This window comes from Mesorhizobium sp. B1-1-5 (assembly GCF_006443065.1).
GTDB lineage: Bacteria > Pseudomonadota > Alphaproteobacteria > Rhizobiales > Rhizobiaceae > Mesorhizobium.
On record NZ_VFWS01000001.1, the window covers coordinates 31,102 to 46,685 of the forward strand.

The window sequence follows — 15,584 nt, forward strand, 5'->3', positions numbered from 1 at the left end:
TGAAACGCTCTGGCGCAGCGGCGGCGGCGAATCCACAAGCCTGGTTGGAGCCTCGATCGGGATGGCGAAAAAGCGGGCGGGTTTCGCGCCCGCCCGCTTTGCCGTGATAAGCTCTACTCTCCGCCCATCTCTTTCTTGAACTGATCGAAATCGACCTGCATGCCATTGAAGATGGTGCTCCAATGGCGCGTCAGTGCCGCCATGGTGACGGCCTCCTGGATCTCCTCGTCGGTGGCACCGGCGTGCTTGGCGTTCTGGGTGTCCGACCAGATGCAGTAGCTGCAAGGGATCTGCGCCGCGACCGCCAGCGAGATCAGGGACTTCTCCTTCGGCGTCAGCGCCGTCTTGTCGCTGAGCTCGATGGCCTTGACCTCGGCCCAGGCGCCGGGCAGACCGGCCTTGGGGAACTGTTTGATGAAGCTCGGCACACCGCCCATCGTCGACTGGATGTCCTTAAGCGCGGCGTCATAATCATCGGCGCGGGCAGGCGCGGAGGCGAGCACTGCGGCAGACACGCCCGCCGCGGCGATCAGCGAGGCGAAGCGAAGGCAGGAATGCGCGGTTGAGACGATGCGAATGACTGACATGATATTCTCCTCTGGTTTTTGTTAGCCTTACGATGTAAGGTGTGCGGAGGATGAACCTTACAGTGTAAGTTGTCAAGCGCCATGGATGCACCGAGCAAAAAAAAGCGACCTCGCGGGAAACTCTCCCGCGAGATGATCGAGGACGCCGCCTTCGAGGTGATCGAGCGGGAAGGGCTTTCCGGCTTTTCGATGCGCAAGCTCGCCGCCAGGCTCGGCTGCGAAGCGATGAGCATCTATCACCACTTCCCCTCGCAGGCGCATCTCTACGAGGCGCTGGTTGACCACCAGATGAGTGGGCTTGTGATCCCCGACGGCAGCCTGCCCTGGCGCGAGCGGGCCCGCATCGGCATGCAGGAATTCCGGCGTGTCGCCACCGAGCATCCGGCCTTTGCGCCGTTCATCGTCGTCTATCGAATGAACTCGCCGCCCTGCCTCGCCAAGCTCAACGCCATCATCGGCCTGTTCGAGGATGGCGGCTTCGGCCCCGAGCTCAGCGCCCGCCTGTTCCGCGCTGCAAGCTACTATCTGATGGGCGCGATCCTCGACGAGACGGCCGGCTACGCCAAGGGGCCTTCGGCGGTCACCACCGTCAGTAACGAGGAACTGGCGCGCGACTATCCGAGCGTCATGAAAGCCGGCGCCTATTTCGGCGCCGCCAGCTTCGACAAGACTTTCGAGCTTGGCCTGGAAATGTTTCTGGACGAGATGGAGCGGGTCCGCGAAGCTGCGCGAAACGAACCTGTCAAAAAATAGCAGCGATCTCGCTCAGAAGACCATGGCTTGAATGCGTTTCCTCTGTGCCCTTCTCCTCATCGCCGGTGCCGCCATCGGCATCCTCTATCCCTGGGCGATGAGCAATTTTTCCGGCCACGCGATCGGCACGTATCGCGTCTATGAGGGCGGCCGCTTCCGGCCTGTCACCGTGCAACTTGCCGCAAGCGACGCTCCGGTAAGGGTGCTGGTCGACCTGACCGCGCGGGCCGAACGGGTCGCAGGCCAGCAGCGCACGGTGCTGACGCTGACCGCGGCGCATGGCGGCCGCACGGTGCTGGCCTCTGCGCTCTCCTTCAACCACACGGACAATCCGCGCCAGGCCAGCCCGCAACTGCCCGACAAGATCTTTCGCGACGAGGCCGGCGTCATCGATAGGGTCACGCCCGGTCCTTACCTCTTCACCGTCGGACCCGGCGATGCCGACGGCATCGACATGCGCGCGGTCGATCTCATCTTGCGCGCCGGCACCGGCTCGATCGACGAACGCGCGCGGCCGGCCGGCTATACGCTGATGGGCGTCGGCCTTGCCGGACTGGCGCTGTCGCTGGTCTTCGGGCGCCGCGGCGGTGGCCCGAAAAATCCCAATTCGCAGCCGCCACCGCCGCGCTGGGGCCGCAACGGTTCGCCACGAGTATGATGCCGAAAAGGATGAAGCGGTTCGCTCGACATCATGCTCTCTAAAGGTAAGCACGCATGAATTATCGCCACGCCTACCACGCCGGCAATTTCGCCGATGTCGTCAAGCATGCCGTGCTCGCGCGCCTCGTCGAATATCTCAAGCAGAAGGACAAGGCTTTTCGCGTCATCGACACCCATGCCGGCGTCGGCCGCTACAATCTTGCCTCGGTCGAGGCCGGCAAGACCGGCGAATGGCAGACCGGCATCGGCCGGCTGGTCGAGTCTGCGCTCGAGCCGCAAGCGGCGGCGCTGCTTCAGCCCTATCTGGAAGCGGTACGCGCGCGAAATCCCGACGGCGGACTCAAGCACTATCCCGGCTCGCCGCTGATCGTGCGCCATCTCCTGCGCAGCCAGGATCGGCTGACGGCGATCGAACTGCACCCCCAGGATGCCGCGCGGCTGAAATCCGTCTTCGCCGGAGATTTCCAGACAAGGGTGATCGAACTCGACGGCTGGCTGGCGCTTGGCGCGCAACTGCCGCCGAAGGAAAAGCGCGGCCTCGTCCTCATCGATCCGCCCTTCGAGGAGGAGGGCGAGTTTTCCAGGCTCGTCGAAGGCCTGCAGAAGGCGCATCGGCGCTGGCCGGGCGGCATCTACGCGCTCTGGTACCCGATCAAGGACCGCAAGGCGGTCACCGTTTTCCGCACGGCGTTGAAGGAGACCGGCATTCCGAAGCTGCTCGACATCGCCTTCGAGATCCGGCCCGCCTCGAACGAGCCCAGCCTCGACGGCAGCGGGCTGGTGGTGGTCAATCCGCCCTACACGCTGGAAGGCGAATTGAAGGTGCTGTTGGCGGCCCTCCACAAGGTTCTCGCCCTCCGGCAGCCGTCGCGCTGGACCATTGATTGGCTGGCGGGCGAGTAGGGGCGCCGCCTTACGCCAGCGCCGAGGGCGTCAAGCCGGTCAGCCGCCGGCTTTCGCGGATCAGATGCGCCTGGTCGGCATAGCCGGCCTCGATGGCGAGCAGCGCGGTCGAGGCGTCGCCTTGCTGTCGTTGCAAGCGCCGGTACCGATGGAAGCGCAGGATACGGTCGAGCGTCTTCGGGCCATAACCGAAGGCGTCCTCGAAGCGACGGCGCAGCGTCCGTTCGCTCATATGCAGCTGGCGCTGCAGGAAGGAAACCAGCGGCGTTTCCGGCGGCAAACCTTTGTGGATGACGTCGAAGGCCCGGCCCATCTGCGGGTCGAGCGCATCGCGGCCTTCGGTGTGCACGCCGACCGCCCCTTCCAACTGCCGCAGCATGGCCGTTAGATCGGTCACAGGCTTGATGCGATCCGACAGTTCGCGGGCACGCGTACCCCATAGCTCCTGGAGATCGAGCCGTCCGCCGACGATTTCGCTGGCCGGCACGCCGAGCCAACCGGCGGCTGCGCCGGGCCGGAAGCGGAAGCCGACGATCACCGCCCCGGCCGGCGGCGTCTCGATCTGCGGCTCCTTGTCGGGTCCGGCCACCCGGAAGCGGCCGTCGATCCATTGCAGGTCGATCGTTGCGTCCGGCGTGATGACGATGGGCGGAACGGCGCGGTCGTCCATGCGGTGGACCCAGACCGCGCAGAAGGCATCTGCCAGGCCGCCCGCGACGGGCCGCTCGCGAAAGACGCCGGTGGTCTGCGCCAGGACCGGTTCCATTCTCTCTCCGATCTGCTCCAGCAGGATTGCCGGATCGGTGTGACGGTCATTTTGGCCGAAATCTTCAAGGCCCGCCACGTCATCCATGGCAAAACGGACGCAACTTCACCGCGCTTCACGCGCTCGCATCAGACCGCATCCGTTTGCGGCTGCGGTCACGAATATAGAAAGGAGTGAGAGAAATGAAAGCTCGCATCACCGTATTGACGCTCGGCGTCGACGACCTGGAAGCGTCGCTCAAATTCTATCGCGACGGCCTCGGGCTGCCGACGGAAGGCATCATCGGCCGGGAATTCGAGCATGGCGCCGTCGCCTTCTTCGAACTCGCCGGCGGCTTGAAGTTCGCCATCTTCGAACGGTCCAGCATCGCCCATGACGCGACGGTGCCGCAGAGCGGCCGCAGCCCGACCGAGCTCACCATCGGCCACAATGTCGGCAGCGAGGCCGAGGTCGATGCCGTGATGGCTGAGGCCGTCAAGGCCGGCGCGCGCGTGGTCAAGCCGGCGCAAAAGACTTTCTGGGGCGGCTATGCCGGCTATTTCCAGGATCCCGACGATCATCTGTGGGAGGTCGTCTACAACCCGGCCTTCATTCCGCTGGATTGAGCAAAGCAAAGCTCGTCGTCGAGAGAGGGGGCCGCCATGCCCGTTCAATCCATTCAAGCGCTTGGCGCTCTCTTCATCGGCGGCGTGTTCGTCTTCGCCGGCATCGAACATTTCCTGAAATTCGGAGCGATGCGCGACTATCTGGCCGCGCAGAAATTTCCGGCACCGGCCTTGATGCTGGCCGTCGGTTCGATGGTCGAGGCCGTCGCGGGTTTCTGCTTGCCATTGGCATGGCCCGGCCCTTCGCCGCCGGCGCGTTGGTCGTCTTCACGCTGGCGACGAACGTCATGCTGCTACGTTTCTGGGCCGTGGAGGAGCCGGAGAGGCAGGTCCTGCGCAACGCATTCCTGATCAACATTGCCGTCATCGGCGGGCTGCTGCTTGCCGGCACGTTTTAGGTTGCATGGGGATTCAGGCCAGGCCGGATGACCTGAATCCCCATGCAACCCAATTAGCCGGTGAAGTCTGAAACGAAGTTTTGCGGAAACCATTGCTTTCACAACCGCTTGACCGCCGCCAAGTGCTCCCGCACAGTGCGCGGAACCGACCTTGAGAGGCTGTCATGACTCGCTTCGCCCATTCCGCCCTTACCGCGCTGGTTGCCCTGTCCACCCCCTTCGCCGCTCCGCTGGGCTTTACCCAGGCGGCGCAGGCCGCCGATCTTTCCGTCTACAGCGGCGACGACGGCAGCGTCTGCGGCGAGGCCTGGGTGCTGAGCAAGATCACCGACCGCTTCTCCTATCAGGTGCATCACGTGCCGCATCTGCCCGACGTCGCGATCACCGATTTCCGCAACATCCGCCAGCATCGCTATGAGCCGGCGAGCGACGAATGGCCGATCGGCCGCCACTATTGCCGCGCCACCGTCAACCTGACGGACGGCCGCGACCGTTCGATCTTCTACCTGATCGAGGAAGGTCAGGGCTTTGCCTCGATCGGCGACAATGTCGAATTCTGCGTCTTGGGCTTCGACCGCTGGCTGGTCTATAACGGCCGCTGCCGGGTGCTGCGATAAAGTTTCGTCGGCCGATAATTGGTGAGGTAGGCGCTCTACGGCGCCCCGGCTTCGGCGTTCAGCTGCATTCTGTAGAGTTGGTGATTGGCGAAAGCCGGCGCGCCAACTGATCTCCCCCCTTAGGGGGGAGATGTCCGGCAGGACAGAGGGGGGCGCTGTCCCGCCGACCTGTCGGAAGTTGGCTTCTGGCTTTCAGAGGTCCGCCGCCGGCAGTCCTGCAAGCAGCTCCCGCTCATAGCTGTTCCGCTGCCGCTCGCTCAGGCTGCCTTGCGGCCCGATACGTAAGCCTCGATCAGCTCGACCAGCTGCTTCTGCAATTCCGGCGCGTCGAGCATGTTGCGCCGTGCCGCATTGTGGATCACGCCCTCGATCGCCGAGGAGAGCACGCGCGCCATCGTCTCGGTATCCTTGCGGCGCTTGCGATACTGCGCGACGGCCGCCGCATAGTGTTCGAGATAGCGCGCCTGGAACGAGGCATGCGCGGCGCGCGAGCCGCGGTCGCCGGGCGCTTCGTCGAGCAGCACCTGGTGCAGCGTCGGATGGATCGAGTGCGCGCCGATCATGCCGCGCACCAGCTCGCGCGCGAACTGCCTGAGCGGCTTCTCGTCGGCCGCCGCTTCGCGAATCACCGACAGCACATGATCGAAGTGGCGGCGCCGGATCGCTTCGACCAGGGCGAGCTTGTCGGGGAAATATTGATAGAGCGAGCCGATGCTGACGCCTGCGGCCTCTGCCACCTTGTTGGTGGAAAAGCCTGCCCAGCCGAGCTCGCTCAAAACGTGAGCACCGGCTTCGATGATCGCCTCGACGGTGGCGATCGAACGCGCCTGGCGCGGCTGCTTGCGCATGCGTGCGGCCGGCTTTGCAACGCGAGTAGACATGCTGGGCCCGTCTCCCGAGAATATAGACAGGATACTCACATTCATTTCACCAACGCAAATGGGGCGGCAAAGATGAGCGCCAAGACCTTGCTGAAGGGCATGCTCTCCTACCAGGCCCGGGCGAACGATGAATTGGTTGAGAAGCTCGCCGAGATCGACCCTTCTCGCGACGCGGGGGAGTGCCACGCCGCGATCCGTCTGATGAACCATATCCATGTCGTGGCGCGGATTTTTGCCGCTCATCTGAAGGGCGTCGCCCATGGCTATGCGAGCGATAATACGCCGGACACGCCCGAGCCGCGCGCATTGCGCGCCGCCTTGGCCGAGATCGACGGCTGGTATCTCGACTATCTCGAAACCGTTTCGGAGCAAGAGCTTGGTGGTCCTGTCGCTTTCACCTTCACTGACGGCAACAGGGGCTGCATGACGAGGCAGGAGATGCTGATCCATATCGTCTTGCACGGCAGCTACCATCGCGGCGAAATCGGCCGCATGCTAGCCGCCATGGCGCTCTCGCCGCCCTGGGACACCTACGCCGTCCATCTGCACCAGGCCGAGCCGGCGCGCCGCCTGCGGCGCGGACGCCACCCGGCGGGCGTTTGAATGCGGCGCCTGAATATGAGCTTTACGCTCACTTTAAGGCACTCAAGCTTTGGTCGTCGCATCCAGGCGGTTCGTCTGTAGATGTTTCTGCTGGACAAGATGAACTCGACGTTCGGCGGCCTGTTGTCTATTATGAGCACTCTGCTCACATTGCGATGCAAGGTTATGCCGCCGGCCGATGGAGGATCGGGCGATAGAAGCCGCGCGAAAATCTGTGCGCCGGGCCATCACTTCGAAAGTGACAGATTCGCTCACAATTTTTCAATGAGATGCATCTTAAAGCGTTTCGTGTAACCAAAATTCAATAACTGAAAATCATTGTGTTGCTTCGCTGGCTAGACAGTCGCGAGTCAGATATGCATAGACACGCCGGGTCACTCACGACCATTGGCAAAACGCAAGGGGCATCGCATGGCAAAGACGACAACCAAGGCGCCGGCGGCGAAAGCGCCGGCAAAGAAGCCGGCAGCTAAAGCTGCCGCGAAACCTGCAGCAGTGAAGAAAGCAGCCGCACCGAAGGCCGCCGCCAAGGCCCCGGCCAAGGCAGCAGCGAAGCCGGCAGCGAAGGCTGCGGCCAAGCCCGCCGCCAAGAAGCCGGTAGCGAAGGCCGCGGCCAAGCCCGCCGTCAAGGCAGCGGCAAAGCCGGCGGCCAAGCCCGCCGCCAAGAAGCCGGCAGCGAAGGCCGCGGCCAAGCCCGCCGCCAAGGCTCCGATGAAGGCCGCCGCCGCCAAGGCACCGGCAGCCGTGAAGAAGGCAGCTCCGGCCAAGAAGCCGGCCGCCAAGAAGTAATCGCGTAGCTTCGCTCGCGAACCGCAACAGGTGAGGGCGGGTGCCACTCAGACACTTCGCCAATTCGGTGTCACGGCGAGCGGAGCCGGAGCACACACTCCTCCTAAAGCTCTCGGAAATTTTGCCGCCAGGCAAAACTTCCGGGAGCTTTTTTTGTAGCCGCGCCCGCGCTGCCAAAATGCATTGGCCAAGCTGGATTGGCCTTGCTGGGCCGTTGCCCCGGAGATCCATTCGGTCGACAGTGCCGCAGACAAACTGGAAAGCCGATCATGCCGAAGCTGCTTTACGCGCCCACGTCTCCTTACAGTTCGAAGGTCCGCATGGCGGCGGTCCATGCCGGCATCGCCATCGATCTCGCACCGGTCAAGACGGAGGACAAGCCGGCCGAGCTGATCTCGGCCAATCCGCTCGGCAAGATCCCGGTGCTGGTGCTGGAGGACGGCCGTTCGATCCATGACAGCCGCGCCATCATCCAGCATCTCAACCGGCTGTCGAAGAACGCGCTGTTCCCCCGCAATCCCGACAAGCGGCTCGAAGCGGAAGTTCTCGAGGCGCTGGCCGACGGCATCTGCGACTGCGCGCTGTCGATGGTCTATGAACGACGCACGCGTCCGGAAGCAATGGTCCACCAGCCCTGGCTCGATCGCCAGTGGGCGAAGATCACCGCCGCGCTGGATCTTATCAACGCCAACCCGCCGAAGCTGCCGAAGAAGATCACCGCCGGCCACATGGCGCTGCGCGCCTGCCTCGGCTATCTGGCGCTGCGCTTTTCCGGCCAATGGGAGAAGGGCCGCAGCCGCCTCGTCCGCTGGGCCGCGAGGTTTGATGAGAAGTTTCCGGAGCTGAAGGGCTGCGTGCCGGGGTGACGGCGGCGCCCCCTTCTCCCCTTGTGGGCCCCCTTGTGGGAGAAGGTGGATCGGCGCGATAGCGCCGAGACGGATGAGGGGTGCTCCAGCGGAATGGGACTCTGGCGAACCCGGTGCCGTCCATCGCTGACGAATGCGTCAGGCTGGAGCACCCCTCATCCGTCCGAGCTTCGCTCGGCCACCTTCTCCCACAAGGGGAGAAGGGGAAGACCACCTTGAACCCCGCCCGTTTCCATGCTTGCCTGATACCGCCCAAGTCGGAGTGGTGACATGGCAAAGCCCTCAACGAGCCTCGCGCCCGACCCTATGGTCGAGCGTCTGCGCGCGGCGCTCGGCCGGCGCGCCTTCACCGAACAGAAGATGTTCGGCGGCACCTGCTTCATGATCGACGGCAACATGCTGATCGGCACGTCGAAGCGCGGTTTGCTGGTGCGTGTCGGCAAGGCCGCGCATGCGGCCGCAGCCGCACGGCCCCATGCAAGCCCGATGGAGATGGGCGGACGCTCGATGGAAGGTTATGTCCATGTCGCGCCGGAAGGCACAGCCACCGAGGCGGATCTCCGTGGCTGGCTCGGCCTTGCGCTGGCATTCGTCGAAACTTTGCCGCCGAAGATCAAACCCGCCAAGGTCGCAAAGAAACGCGCGTAAGCCGCTCGTCGCACCGGCATTGCGGGCCGCGACGTGTCAGTTTTGTTGAGTTGGCTTCGAGGAACGCTCGGCCACGGGAGGAAGCAATGGCACTCAATGGACATTGCATGTGCGGTGCTGTGGCCTGGGCCTATTCAGGCGAGATCACGCGCAACCTGGTCTGTCACTGTACCGATTGTCAGCGGGCGACATCCGCCCCCTTCACGGCATTTCTGGGAATGAGGCCGGACAAGCTGAGCTGGAGCGGCGACATCAGGCACTATGAAAGCAGCCCGAATACTTTTCGCGGTTTCTGCCCATCCTGCGGCGCGAGGCTCTACTTCCGCTCCGACCGATGGCCTGCCGAGATCCATGTCCACGCCGCCACGCTGGACGACCCGGACGAGTACCGCGCGGACGCGCAAGTCATGATGCGCTCAAGAGCAAAATGGCTCGACCGGCTGCAATCGATTCCAGTCCATGAGGATTTCCAGCAGGCGCCGTCGACGGCGACTCCCTGAAGTCTGGCCGATACGGCTCGCGTGAAGTTTGTTGCCTGCTCGCCCAAACTTCTCGAAACCGGCAAGCTCTCGATAAGGGCGGAGGACAGGCTTGCAAACACAAAAAAAGCCGGGCGCAAGGCCCGGCTTTTCCGTGTCGTGGCTTCTACGACTTAGAACTTCATACCGACGCCGAAGGTGACGCGGTTGTCCGAAGACTTGACCTTGCCAGTGGCACCGAAGTTCTTGCTGCCGTAGTCGGTGTAGCGGTATTCGACGCGGCCGAACACGTTGTCCGTGATCTTGATGTCGGTGCCGGCGCCGGCGGTCCAGCCGAGCATGGCCTTGCTGTCGTTTACGCCGGTGACACTGTCATCGATCTTCTGGTTCTTGGCAGCGAGACCGCCCGTGCCGTAGAGCAGGATTTCCGGGGTCACGGCATAGCCGAGGCGAGCGCGCAGCGAACCCTCGATGCCGGACTTAGCGGAAAGGCCGTTATCCGAGCCCTTGGTGCCGTTATAGCCGAGGTCGGCTTCAGCACCGTACACGAAGTTCTCCTGCTGCCAGTTGTAGCCGCCGAAAACGCCACCGATGAAACCCTTGGTCTTGGCGTCAACGCCCGGGGCCTTCACATGGCCGCCGAAGCCGTAGCCGAGATTGATACCGGCATAGGGGCCGGCCCAGGAAGCGACCGGAAGCTCGGCAACCGGAGCGGGAGCCGGCGGCTCTTCGGAAACGACGTCGGCCGCAAAGGCAGTGCCACCAAAGGCGAACAGCCCGAGCGCAGCGGCAAGCGGCGCGAATTTGAAATTGGTCTTCATTGTTATACTCTCCTTAAGCCACAAGACACGTAGGCTTTTTTGTTCATGAAACGCCCCGGCCCGTCCGGGGGGATAAACGGGCTTGGCGCTCAACGGTTCCAAATGTCGTGCTGAAATGCGGCTGAAGCGAACCTGAACTTGGGTCATTCCCCGGCGCGAATAAGGCCGAAAGTTGACGTTGCATCTTCGCAACAGCGAATGTCAGCAGGCTAATCATGTTGCGCTGCACACCGCTTGGTTCAAGGGGTCCGCCGACATATATTGCCGGGAACGGCGCCCCGAATCCGATGAGGCGGAAGTGCGTCCGGGCCGCTTCGCCACATTCCTGCCCCAGGTGGAAATGGCATTTAACGCTTGGCCCGTCACATTGTGCCGGCTTCCCGGAATCGTGAAGCCGATTGAGGATTGACACCATGAGACAAGCCACGACCGTCGCGCTGGTGACGGGTGGAGCAAGGCGGATCGGCAAGGCGATCGTCGAGGATCTGGCCGCCAACGGCTTCGCCGTCGCCATCCACGCCAATCGCTCCGGCAACGAGGCCGAGGCGCTGGCGAAGAAGATCGTGGCCGAGGGCGGCCGCGCCGCCGTGGTCGCCGCCGACCTCACCGACATGGATGCCGTGGGTGACCTTGTCGGTCGCGCGCAGGCGGCGCTCGGACCCGTCATGCTGCTGGTCAACAACGCTTCGTTGTTTGTCGACGATCGCGTCGAGGATTTCGACTGGCAGGCCTGGGACCGCCACTTCGCCATCCATGTGAAGGCGCCGGCGCTTTTGGCGCAGAACTTTGCCCGCTCGCTGCCGCAAGACGGGGAGGGGCTGATCGTCAACATCGTCGACCAGCGCGTCTGGCGGCCGACGCCGCGCTATTTCTCCTATGCGCTGTCGAAATCGGCTCTGTGGACGCAAACGCAAATGCTTGCACAGGCGCTCGGACCGCGCATCCGCGTCAACGCCATAGGTCCTGGCCCGACACTGAAGAACAAGCGCCAGGATGACGATGATTTCGAAAGCCAGATCGAGGGCCTGATCCTGAAGCGCGGCCCGCAATTGCCCGAATTCGGCGCCACGATCCGCTATCTGTGGCAGGCACGCTCGGTGACCGGCCAGATGATCGCGCTCGATGGCGGCCAGCATCTTGCGTGGCAGACGCCCGATGTGACAGGCATGGTGGAATGAGTCCCGCAGCCCAAAGAGACAAACGAAACGGCGCCGCCGACGATCTGCCGCCCGATATCGATCCCGAAATCGACGTTGAGGACGAGGCGGCGGAGGAGATCGTCGAGGCCGAGCCTTTGCCGTCCGGCCCCGAGGTCGCCTTCACGGCCATCGACTGGACGCCGCACGCCGGCGACGCCGACGGCATGGTCGGCGCAGAGGTGATCCAGACCCTGGTCAAGCGGCTGCCCAACCAGCCCGGCGTCTATCGCATGATGAACGCCGCCGGCGACGTGCTCTATGTCGGCAAGGCGCGCAGCCTGAAGAAGCGCGTCACCAATTACGCGCAGGGGCGCTTCCACACCGCCCGCATCGGACGCATGGTGCGCGAGACGGCGACGATGGAATTCGTCGTCACCCGTACCGAGATCGAGGCCCTGCTGCTCGAGGCCAACCTCATCAAGCGGCTGCGGCCCCGTTTCAACGTGCTGATGCGGGACGACAAGTCCTTCCCCTATATCCTCTTGACCGGTGATCATGTCTCGCCAGGCATCTACAAGCATCGCGGCGCGCGCTCGCGAAAGGGCGACTATTTCGGCCCCTTCGCTTCCGCCGGCGCCGTCGGGCGCACCATCAATTCGCTGCAGCGCGCCTTCCTGCTTCGAAGCTGCACCAATTCCTTCTACGAGAACCGCACAAGGCCGTGCCTGCTCTACCAGATCAAGCGCTGCGCCGGGCCCTGCACCGGCGAGATCTCGCATCAGGGCTATGCCGAACTGGTCGCCGAGGCCAAGGACTTCCTCTCCGGCCGCAGCCAGAAGGTGAAGACCGAAATCTCGGCCGCCATGCAGCAGGCCTCCGAAGAGCTCGATTTCGAGCGCGCCGCCATCTACCGCGACCGGCTTGCGGCGCTCTCGCATGTCCAGGCACATCAGGGCATCAACCCGCAGACGGTCGAGGAGGCCGACGTCTTCGCCATCCACCAGGAGGGCGGCCAGACCTGCATCCAGGTGTTCTTCTTCCGCACCGGTCAGAACTGGGGCAACCGCGCCTATTTCCCCAAGGCCGATCCGGCGCTGGAGCCGGCGGAGGTGCTGGGCTCGTTCCTGGCGCAATTCTATGACGACAAATTGCCGGCGCGCATGCTGCTTCTGTCGCAGGCCGCGCAGGAACAGGAACTGCTCGCGGAGGCGCTCGCGACCCATGCCGGCCGCAAGATATCCATCTCTGTGCCGCAGCGCGGCGAGAAGAAGGAGCTGACTGACCACGCGCTGCAGAACGCGCGGGAGGCGCTTGGCCGCAGGTTGGCCGAGACCTCGACGCAGGCGCGGCTGCTCGCCGGCTTCGCCGAGACCTTCGGCCTGGCAAAGCCGCCGGTGCGCATCGAGGTCTACGACAACTCGCACATCATGGGTACCAACGCGGTCGGCGCCATGGTCGTCGCCGGACCGGAAGGTTTCGTGAAGAACCAGTACCGGAAATTCAACATCCGCTCCACCGAGATCACGCCGGGCGACGATTTCGGCATGATGCGCGAGGTGATGCAGCGGCGCTTTTCGCGGCTGCTCAAGGAGCATGGCGACGTCCAGCCCGGCTCGGCCGTCGAGGACGAAGCCGGCGAGGAGGATCTGGTCGCCGGCAATGGGGGATTCCCGGCCTGGCCCGACGTCATCCTGATCGACGGCGGCCAGGGCCAGATGACGGCCGTGCGCCAGATTCTTGCCGATCTCGGCGTCGAGGACAGGGTGGTGGCCATCGGTATCGCCAAGGGCCCGGACCGCGACGCCGGCCGCGAGCGCTTCTTCGTCAAGGGCAGGGACTCTTTCATGCTGCCGGTGCGCGATCCGGTGCTCTATTTCGTCCAACGCCTGCGCGACGAGGTGCACCGTTTCGCCATCGGCTCGCACCGCGCCCGCCGCAAGAAGGAGATGGTCAAAAGCCCGCTCGACGAGATCGCCGGCATCGGTCCCGGCCGCAAGCGCGCGCTGCTCCACGCCTTCGGCACTGCCAAGGCGGTCAGCCGCGCCGCAGTCGAGGACCTTGTCAAGGTCGACGGCATTTCAGAGCACGTGGCGAAGCTGGTCTACAATCACTTCCACGAGAGCTGAGGGCTGGTCGCGAGCACGGAAGGTTGACCAAGGCGTCCGTGTGGTGAGGGATGTTGCACCTTGGCGATTAGCTCAAACGCCCACCACGTCGTCATTCCAGGGCGGAGCAAGGAGCGCAGCGACGCGGCGCAGACCCTGGAATCCATTCCGTTACCTCTACGCGTTGCAGCGGTTCAGAAAACCTCCGTTCTGCTCCGTTGCGCCCTTCGCGCGAGGTCACGGAATGGATCCTCGGGTCTGCGCGTCCGCTTCGCTGCCGCTCGGCCCGTGGATGACGAAGTTGCCTGGGCTTCGCCAGTCCCCAACGTTGCAAGAAAAGCTTACATCCGTGCAAGAAGAGTATACATCGAAGTTGCCAATCTCTGCGTCTGACGTGGGATGCCCAGGCCAGAGCGAGGTGCTTCACGCCGACCTTCACGCCATTTTTCCCTGGTCAATCGAATCTCGGCTGTTGACCCCCTACATTGGCTTCTGATTTGAGTACGTCTGGCGGTGGAGATTTCCCGAGACGACATGGCACAGCGCGCGTTCAACCTGCCGAACATCCTTACCTATGCCCGCATCGTCGCGGTGCCGCTGGTCGTGCTGTGCTTTTTCCTTGAAGGCCACCTGAAGTCGTCCGACTTCGCCCGCTGGTCGGCGCTGGTCATTTTCCTGCTTGCCTCGATCACCGATTACTTTGACGGCTATTTCGCGCGCGCCTGGCAGCAGACTTCCAACATCGGCAAGATGCTCGACCCGATAGCCGACAAATTGCTGGTCGCCACCTGCCTGCTGCTGCTTGCCGCCGACACCGACCGCCATGGCGGCATCGCCGGCTGGTCGCTATGGGCGGCAATCATCATCCTGTGCCGCGAGATCCTGGTCTCGGGCCTGCGCGAATATCTGGCCGCCTTGAAGGTGTCGGTGCCGGTGACCCAGCTCGCCAAGTGGAAGACCACCATACAGATGGTCGCCATCGCCTTCCTGCTGGTCGGCCCCGCCGGCGACAAGATCTTTCCGCTGACCACGCAGATCGGCCTCGTGCTGCTGTGGGTCGCGGCACTTGTCACGCTCTACACCGGCTACGACTATTTCCGCGCCGGCCTCAAGCACATCATGGACGAGTAGGAAGCGCGGATGTCGACGAAACTCATCTATTTCGCCTGGGTGCGCGAGCGGATCGGCAAGCCGGAAGAGGACGTCGACTTGCCTGCCGGTATCGAGACGGTAGCCGATCTGCTGCGCTGGCTGAAGTCGCGCGGCGAGGAGTATGAAAACGCGCTGCAATACCCAGACGTCATCCGCGTCGCCATCAACCAGGAACATGTCGGCCATCGCGAGAAGATCGAAGGCGCGCGCGAGATCGCCCTGTTTCCGCCGATGACCGGGGGCTGACATGGCCGGCGCGATCGTGCCCGCCATCCGCATCCAGCGCGAGGATTTCGACGTCGCCGCCGAGATCGCCGGCCTGACCGGGGGACGCACGGATATCGGCGCCGTGGTCACTTTTTCCGGCCTTTGCCGTGACGAGCAGGGCGCGCTCTCGGCGCTCGAGCTCGAGCACTATCCCGGCATGGCGGAGGCCGAGATCGGCCGCATCGCCACCGAGGCCGCCGGGCGCTGGCCGCTGCAGGGGCTCACCGTCATCCACCGCCACGGCAAGATAGCGCCGGGCGAGAATATCGTGCTGGTGGTCGCGGCCTCGTCGCACCGCCAGGCCGCCTTCGAGGCGGCGAATTTCCTGATGGATTACCTGAAGTCGCGTGCGCCCTTCTGGAAGAAGGAACACCGCGCCGACGGCTCCGAGGGCGGCTGGGTCGAGGCCAAGGAGGCTGACGATCACGCGGCGGAGCGCTGGAAGAGACAGGGCGAATGATGCATGTCGCCCAGAAGTGTGCAGCGGTTCTGGGGCAACGACATGCACCAGAAAAAACTCCCGTTCGGCCACCGAACGACCGCAA

General features: G+C 63.9%; 20 protein-coding genes. 16 read left to right on the forward strand and 4 right to left on the reverse strand.

Annotated features, from left to right (window positions below):
- Nucleotides 1-113: 113 nt before the first annotated feature.
- Nucleotides 114-587: a carboxymuconolactone decarboxylase family protein gene (locus tag FJ980_RS00160; RefSeq protein WP_140540887.1), complete on the reverse strand. Its 474-nt coding sequence runs from the start codon at nt 585-587 to the stop codon at nt 114-116.
- Nucleotides 588-719: 132 nt separating this feature from the next.
- On the opposite strand from FJ980_RS00160, the gene FJ980_RS00165 reads away from it, so the two are divergent.
- Genes FJ980_RS00165 through FJ980_RS00175 form a run of 3 tightly spaced genes read left to right on the forward strand, consistent with a single transcriptional unit; the run spans nt 720 to nt 2,903 of the window.
- Complete coding sequence (locus tag FJ980_RS00165; protein WP_246676251.1) at nt 720-1,340, forward strand: TetR/AcrR family transcriptional regulator; 621 nt, start codon at nt 720-722, stop codon at nt 1,338-1,340.
- A 31-nt stretch (nt 1,341-1,371) separates the two neighbouring features.
- On the forward strand, nt 1,372-1,998 hold the full coding sequence (locus FJ980_RS00170; RefSeq protein ID WP_140540890.1) for a hypothetical protein: 627 nt from the start codon (nt 1,372-1,374) through the stop codon (nt 1,996-1,998).
- 56 nt (nt 1,999-2,054) lie between these two features.
- Nucleotides 2,055-2,903 carry a 23S rRNA (adenine(2030)-N(6))-methyltransferase RlmJ gene (locus FJ980_RS00175; protein WP_140540892.1) on the forward strand — a complete coding sequence of 283 codons (849 nt, stop codon included), beginning with the start codon at nt 2,055-2,057 and terminating at the stop codon, nt 2,901-2,903.
- Between the two features lie 10 nt (nt 2,904-2,913).
- Here the strand turns inward: FJ980_RS00175 and FJ980_RS00180 are convergent, their stop codons facing one another.
- The gene (locus FJ980_RS00180) at nt 2,914-3,669 is read right to left on the reverse strand and encodes a helix-turn-helix domain-containing protein (protein WP_140540893.1); all 756 of its coding nucleotides are present in this window, start codon (nt 3,667-3,669) and stop codon (nt 2,914-2,916) included.
- A gap of 182 nt (nt 3,670-3,851) precedes the next feature.
- Here FJ980_RS00180 and FJ980_RS00185 point away from each other — a divergent pair, with 182 nt between their 5' ends.
- The 3 genes from FJ980_RS00185 (at nt 3,852) to FJ980_RS00195 (ending at nt 5,289) form a co-directional block, all read left to right on the forward strand.
- Complete coding sequence (locus FJ980_RS00185; protein ID WP_095767036.1) at nt 3,852-4,274, forward strand: VOC family protein; 423 nt, start codon at nt 3,852-3,854, stop codon at nt 4,272-4,274.
- Nucleotides 4,275-4,504: 230 nt separating this feature from the next.
- Complete coding sequence (locus FJ980_RS35185; RefSeq protein WP_246676252.1) at nt 4,505-4,672, forward strand: hypothetical protein; 168 nt, start codon at nt 4,505-4,507, stop codon at nt 4,670-4,672.
- 164 nt (nt 4,673-4,836) lie between these two features.
- A complete protein-coding gene (locus tag FJ980_RS00195; RefSeq protein WP_140540895.1) occupies nt 4,837-5,289 on the forward strand; it encodes a hypothetical protein in 453 nt (150 codons plus the stop codon).
- Between the two features lie 257 nt (nt 5,290-5,546).
- Here the strand turns inward: FJ980_RS00195 and FJ980_RS00200 are convergent, their stop codons facing one another.
- Nucleotides 5,547-6,137, reverse strand: coding sequence for a TetR/AcrR family transcriptional regulator (locus tag FJ980_RS00200; protein ID WP_140541114.1), 591 nt, complete (start codon nt 6,135-6,137; stop codon nt 5,547-5,549).
- 105 nt (nt 6,138-6,242) lie between these two features.
- Here FJ980_RS00200 and FJ980_RS00205 point away from each other — a divergent pair, with 105 nt between their 5' ends.
- The 5 genes from FJ980_RS00205 (at nt 6,243) to FJ980_RS00225 (ending at nt 9,576) form a co-directional block, all read left to right on the forward strand.
- Entirely contained in the window at nt 6,243-6,773 is a 531-nt protein-coding gene (locus FJ980_RS00205; protein ID WP_140540896.1) for a DinB family protein, read from the forward strand.
- A gap of 411 nt (nt 6,774-7,184) precedes the next feature.
- The gene (locus tag FJ980_RS00210; protein WP_181165047.1) at nt 7,185-7,562 is read left to right on the forward strand and encodes a hypothetical protein; all 378 of its coding nucleotides are present in this window, start codon (nt 7,185-7,187) and stop codon (nt 7,560-7,562) included.
- 269 nt (nt 7,563-7,831) lie between these two features.
- Complete coding sequence (locus FJ980_RS00215) at nt 7,832-8,428, forward strand: glutathione S-transferase family protein (RefSeq protein WP_140540898.1); 597 nt, start codon at nt 7,832-7,834, stop codon at nt 8,426-8,428.
- Nucleotides 8,429-8,698: 270 nt separating this feature from the next.
- The gene (locus FJ980_RS00220) at nt 8,699-9,076 is read left to right on the forward strand and encodes a TfoX/Sxy family protein (protein ID WP_140540900.1); all 378 of its coding nucleotides are present in this window, start codon (nt 8,699-8,701) and stop codon (nt 9,074-9,076) included.
- Nucleotides 9,077-9,162: 86 nt separating this feature from the next.
- Nucleotides 9,163-9,576, forward strand: coding sequence for a GFA family protein (locus FJ980_RS00225; protein WP_140540901.1), 414 nt, complete (start codon nt 9,163-9,165; stop codon nt 9,574-9,576).
- A gap of 152 nt (nt 9,577-9,728) precedes the next feature.
- Here FJ980_RS00225 and FJ980_RS00230 read toward each other — a convergent pair whose 3' ends face one another.
- Nucleotides 9,729-10,376: an outer membrane protein gene (locus tag FJ980_RS00230; protein WP_140540903.1), complete on the reverse strand. Its 648-nt coding sequence runs from the start codon at nt 10,374-10,376 to the stop codon at nt 9,729-9,731.
- A gap of 413 nt (nt 10,377-10,789) precedes the next feature.
- Between FJ980_RS00230 and FJ980_RS00235 the strand changes: the two genes are divergently transcribed.
- The 5 genes from FJ980_RS00235 to FJ980_RS00260 all read left to right on the forward strand — a co-directional run bounded on the left by FJ980_RS00235 (nt 10,790) and on the right by FJ980_RS00260 (nt 15,499).
- Complete coding sequence (locus FJ980_RS00235; RefSeq protein ID WP_140540905.1) at nt 10,790-11,554, forward strand: SDR family oxidoreductase; 765 nt, start codon at nt 10,790-10,792, stop codon at nt 11,552-11,554.
- Nucleotides 11,551-13,641 (forward strand): excinuclease ABC subunit UvrC, encoded by a 2,091-nt coding sequence (uvrC, locus tag FJ980_RS00240; protein WP_140540907.1) that lies wholly within the window; start codon nt 11,551-11,553, stop codon nt 13,639-13,641. The genes FJ980_RS00235 and uvrC overlap by 4 nt, the downstream gene beginning before the upstream one ends.
- A gap of 513 nt (nt 13,642-14,154) precedes the next feature.
- The gene (pgsA, locus tag FJ980_RS00250) at nt 14,155-14,751 is read left to right on the forward strand and encodes a CDP-diacylglycerol--glycerol-3-phosphate 3-phosphatidyltransferase (protein WP_040984724.1); all 597 of its coding nucleotides are present in this window, start codon (nt 14,155-14,157) and stop codon (nt 14,749-14,751) included.
- 9 nt (nt 14,752-14,760) lie between these two features.
- The gene (moaD, locus tag FJ980_RS00255; protein WP_095767047.1) at nt 14,761-15,018 is read left to right on the forward strand and encodes a molybdopterin converting factor subunit 1; all 258 of its coding nucleotides are present in this window, start codon (nt 14,761-14,763) and stop codon (nt 15,016-15,018) included.
- A gap of 1 nt (nt 15,019) precedes the next feature.
- Nucleotides 15,020-15,499 (forward strand): molybdenum cofactor biosynthesis protein MoaE, encoded by a 480-nt coding sequence (locus FJ980_RS00260; protein ID WP_140540911.1) that lies wholly within the window; start codon nt 15,020-15,022, stop codon nt 15,497-15,499.
- The last annotated feature ends 85 nt before the right edge of the window (nt 15,500-15,584 follow it).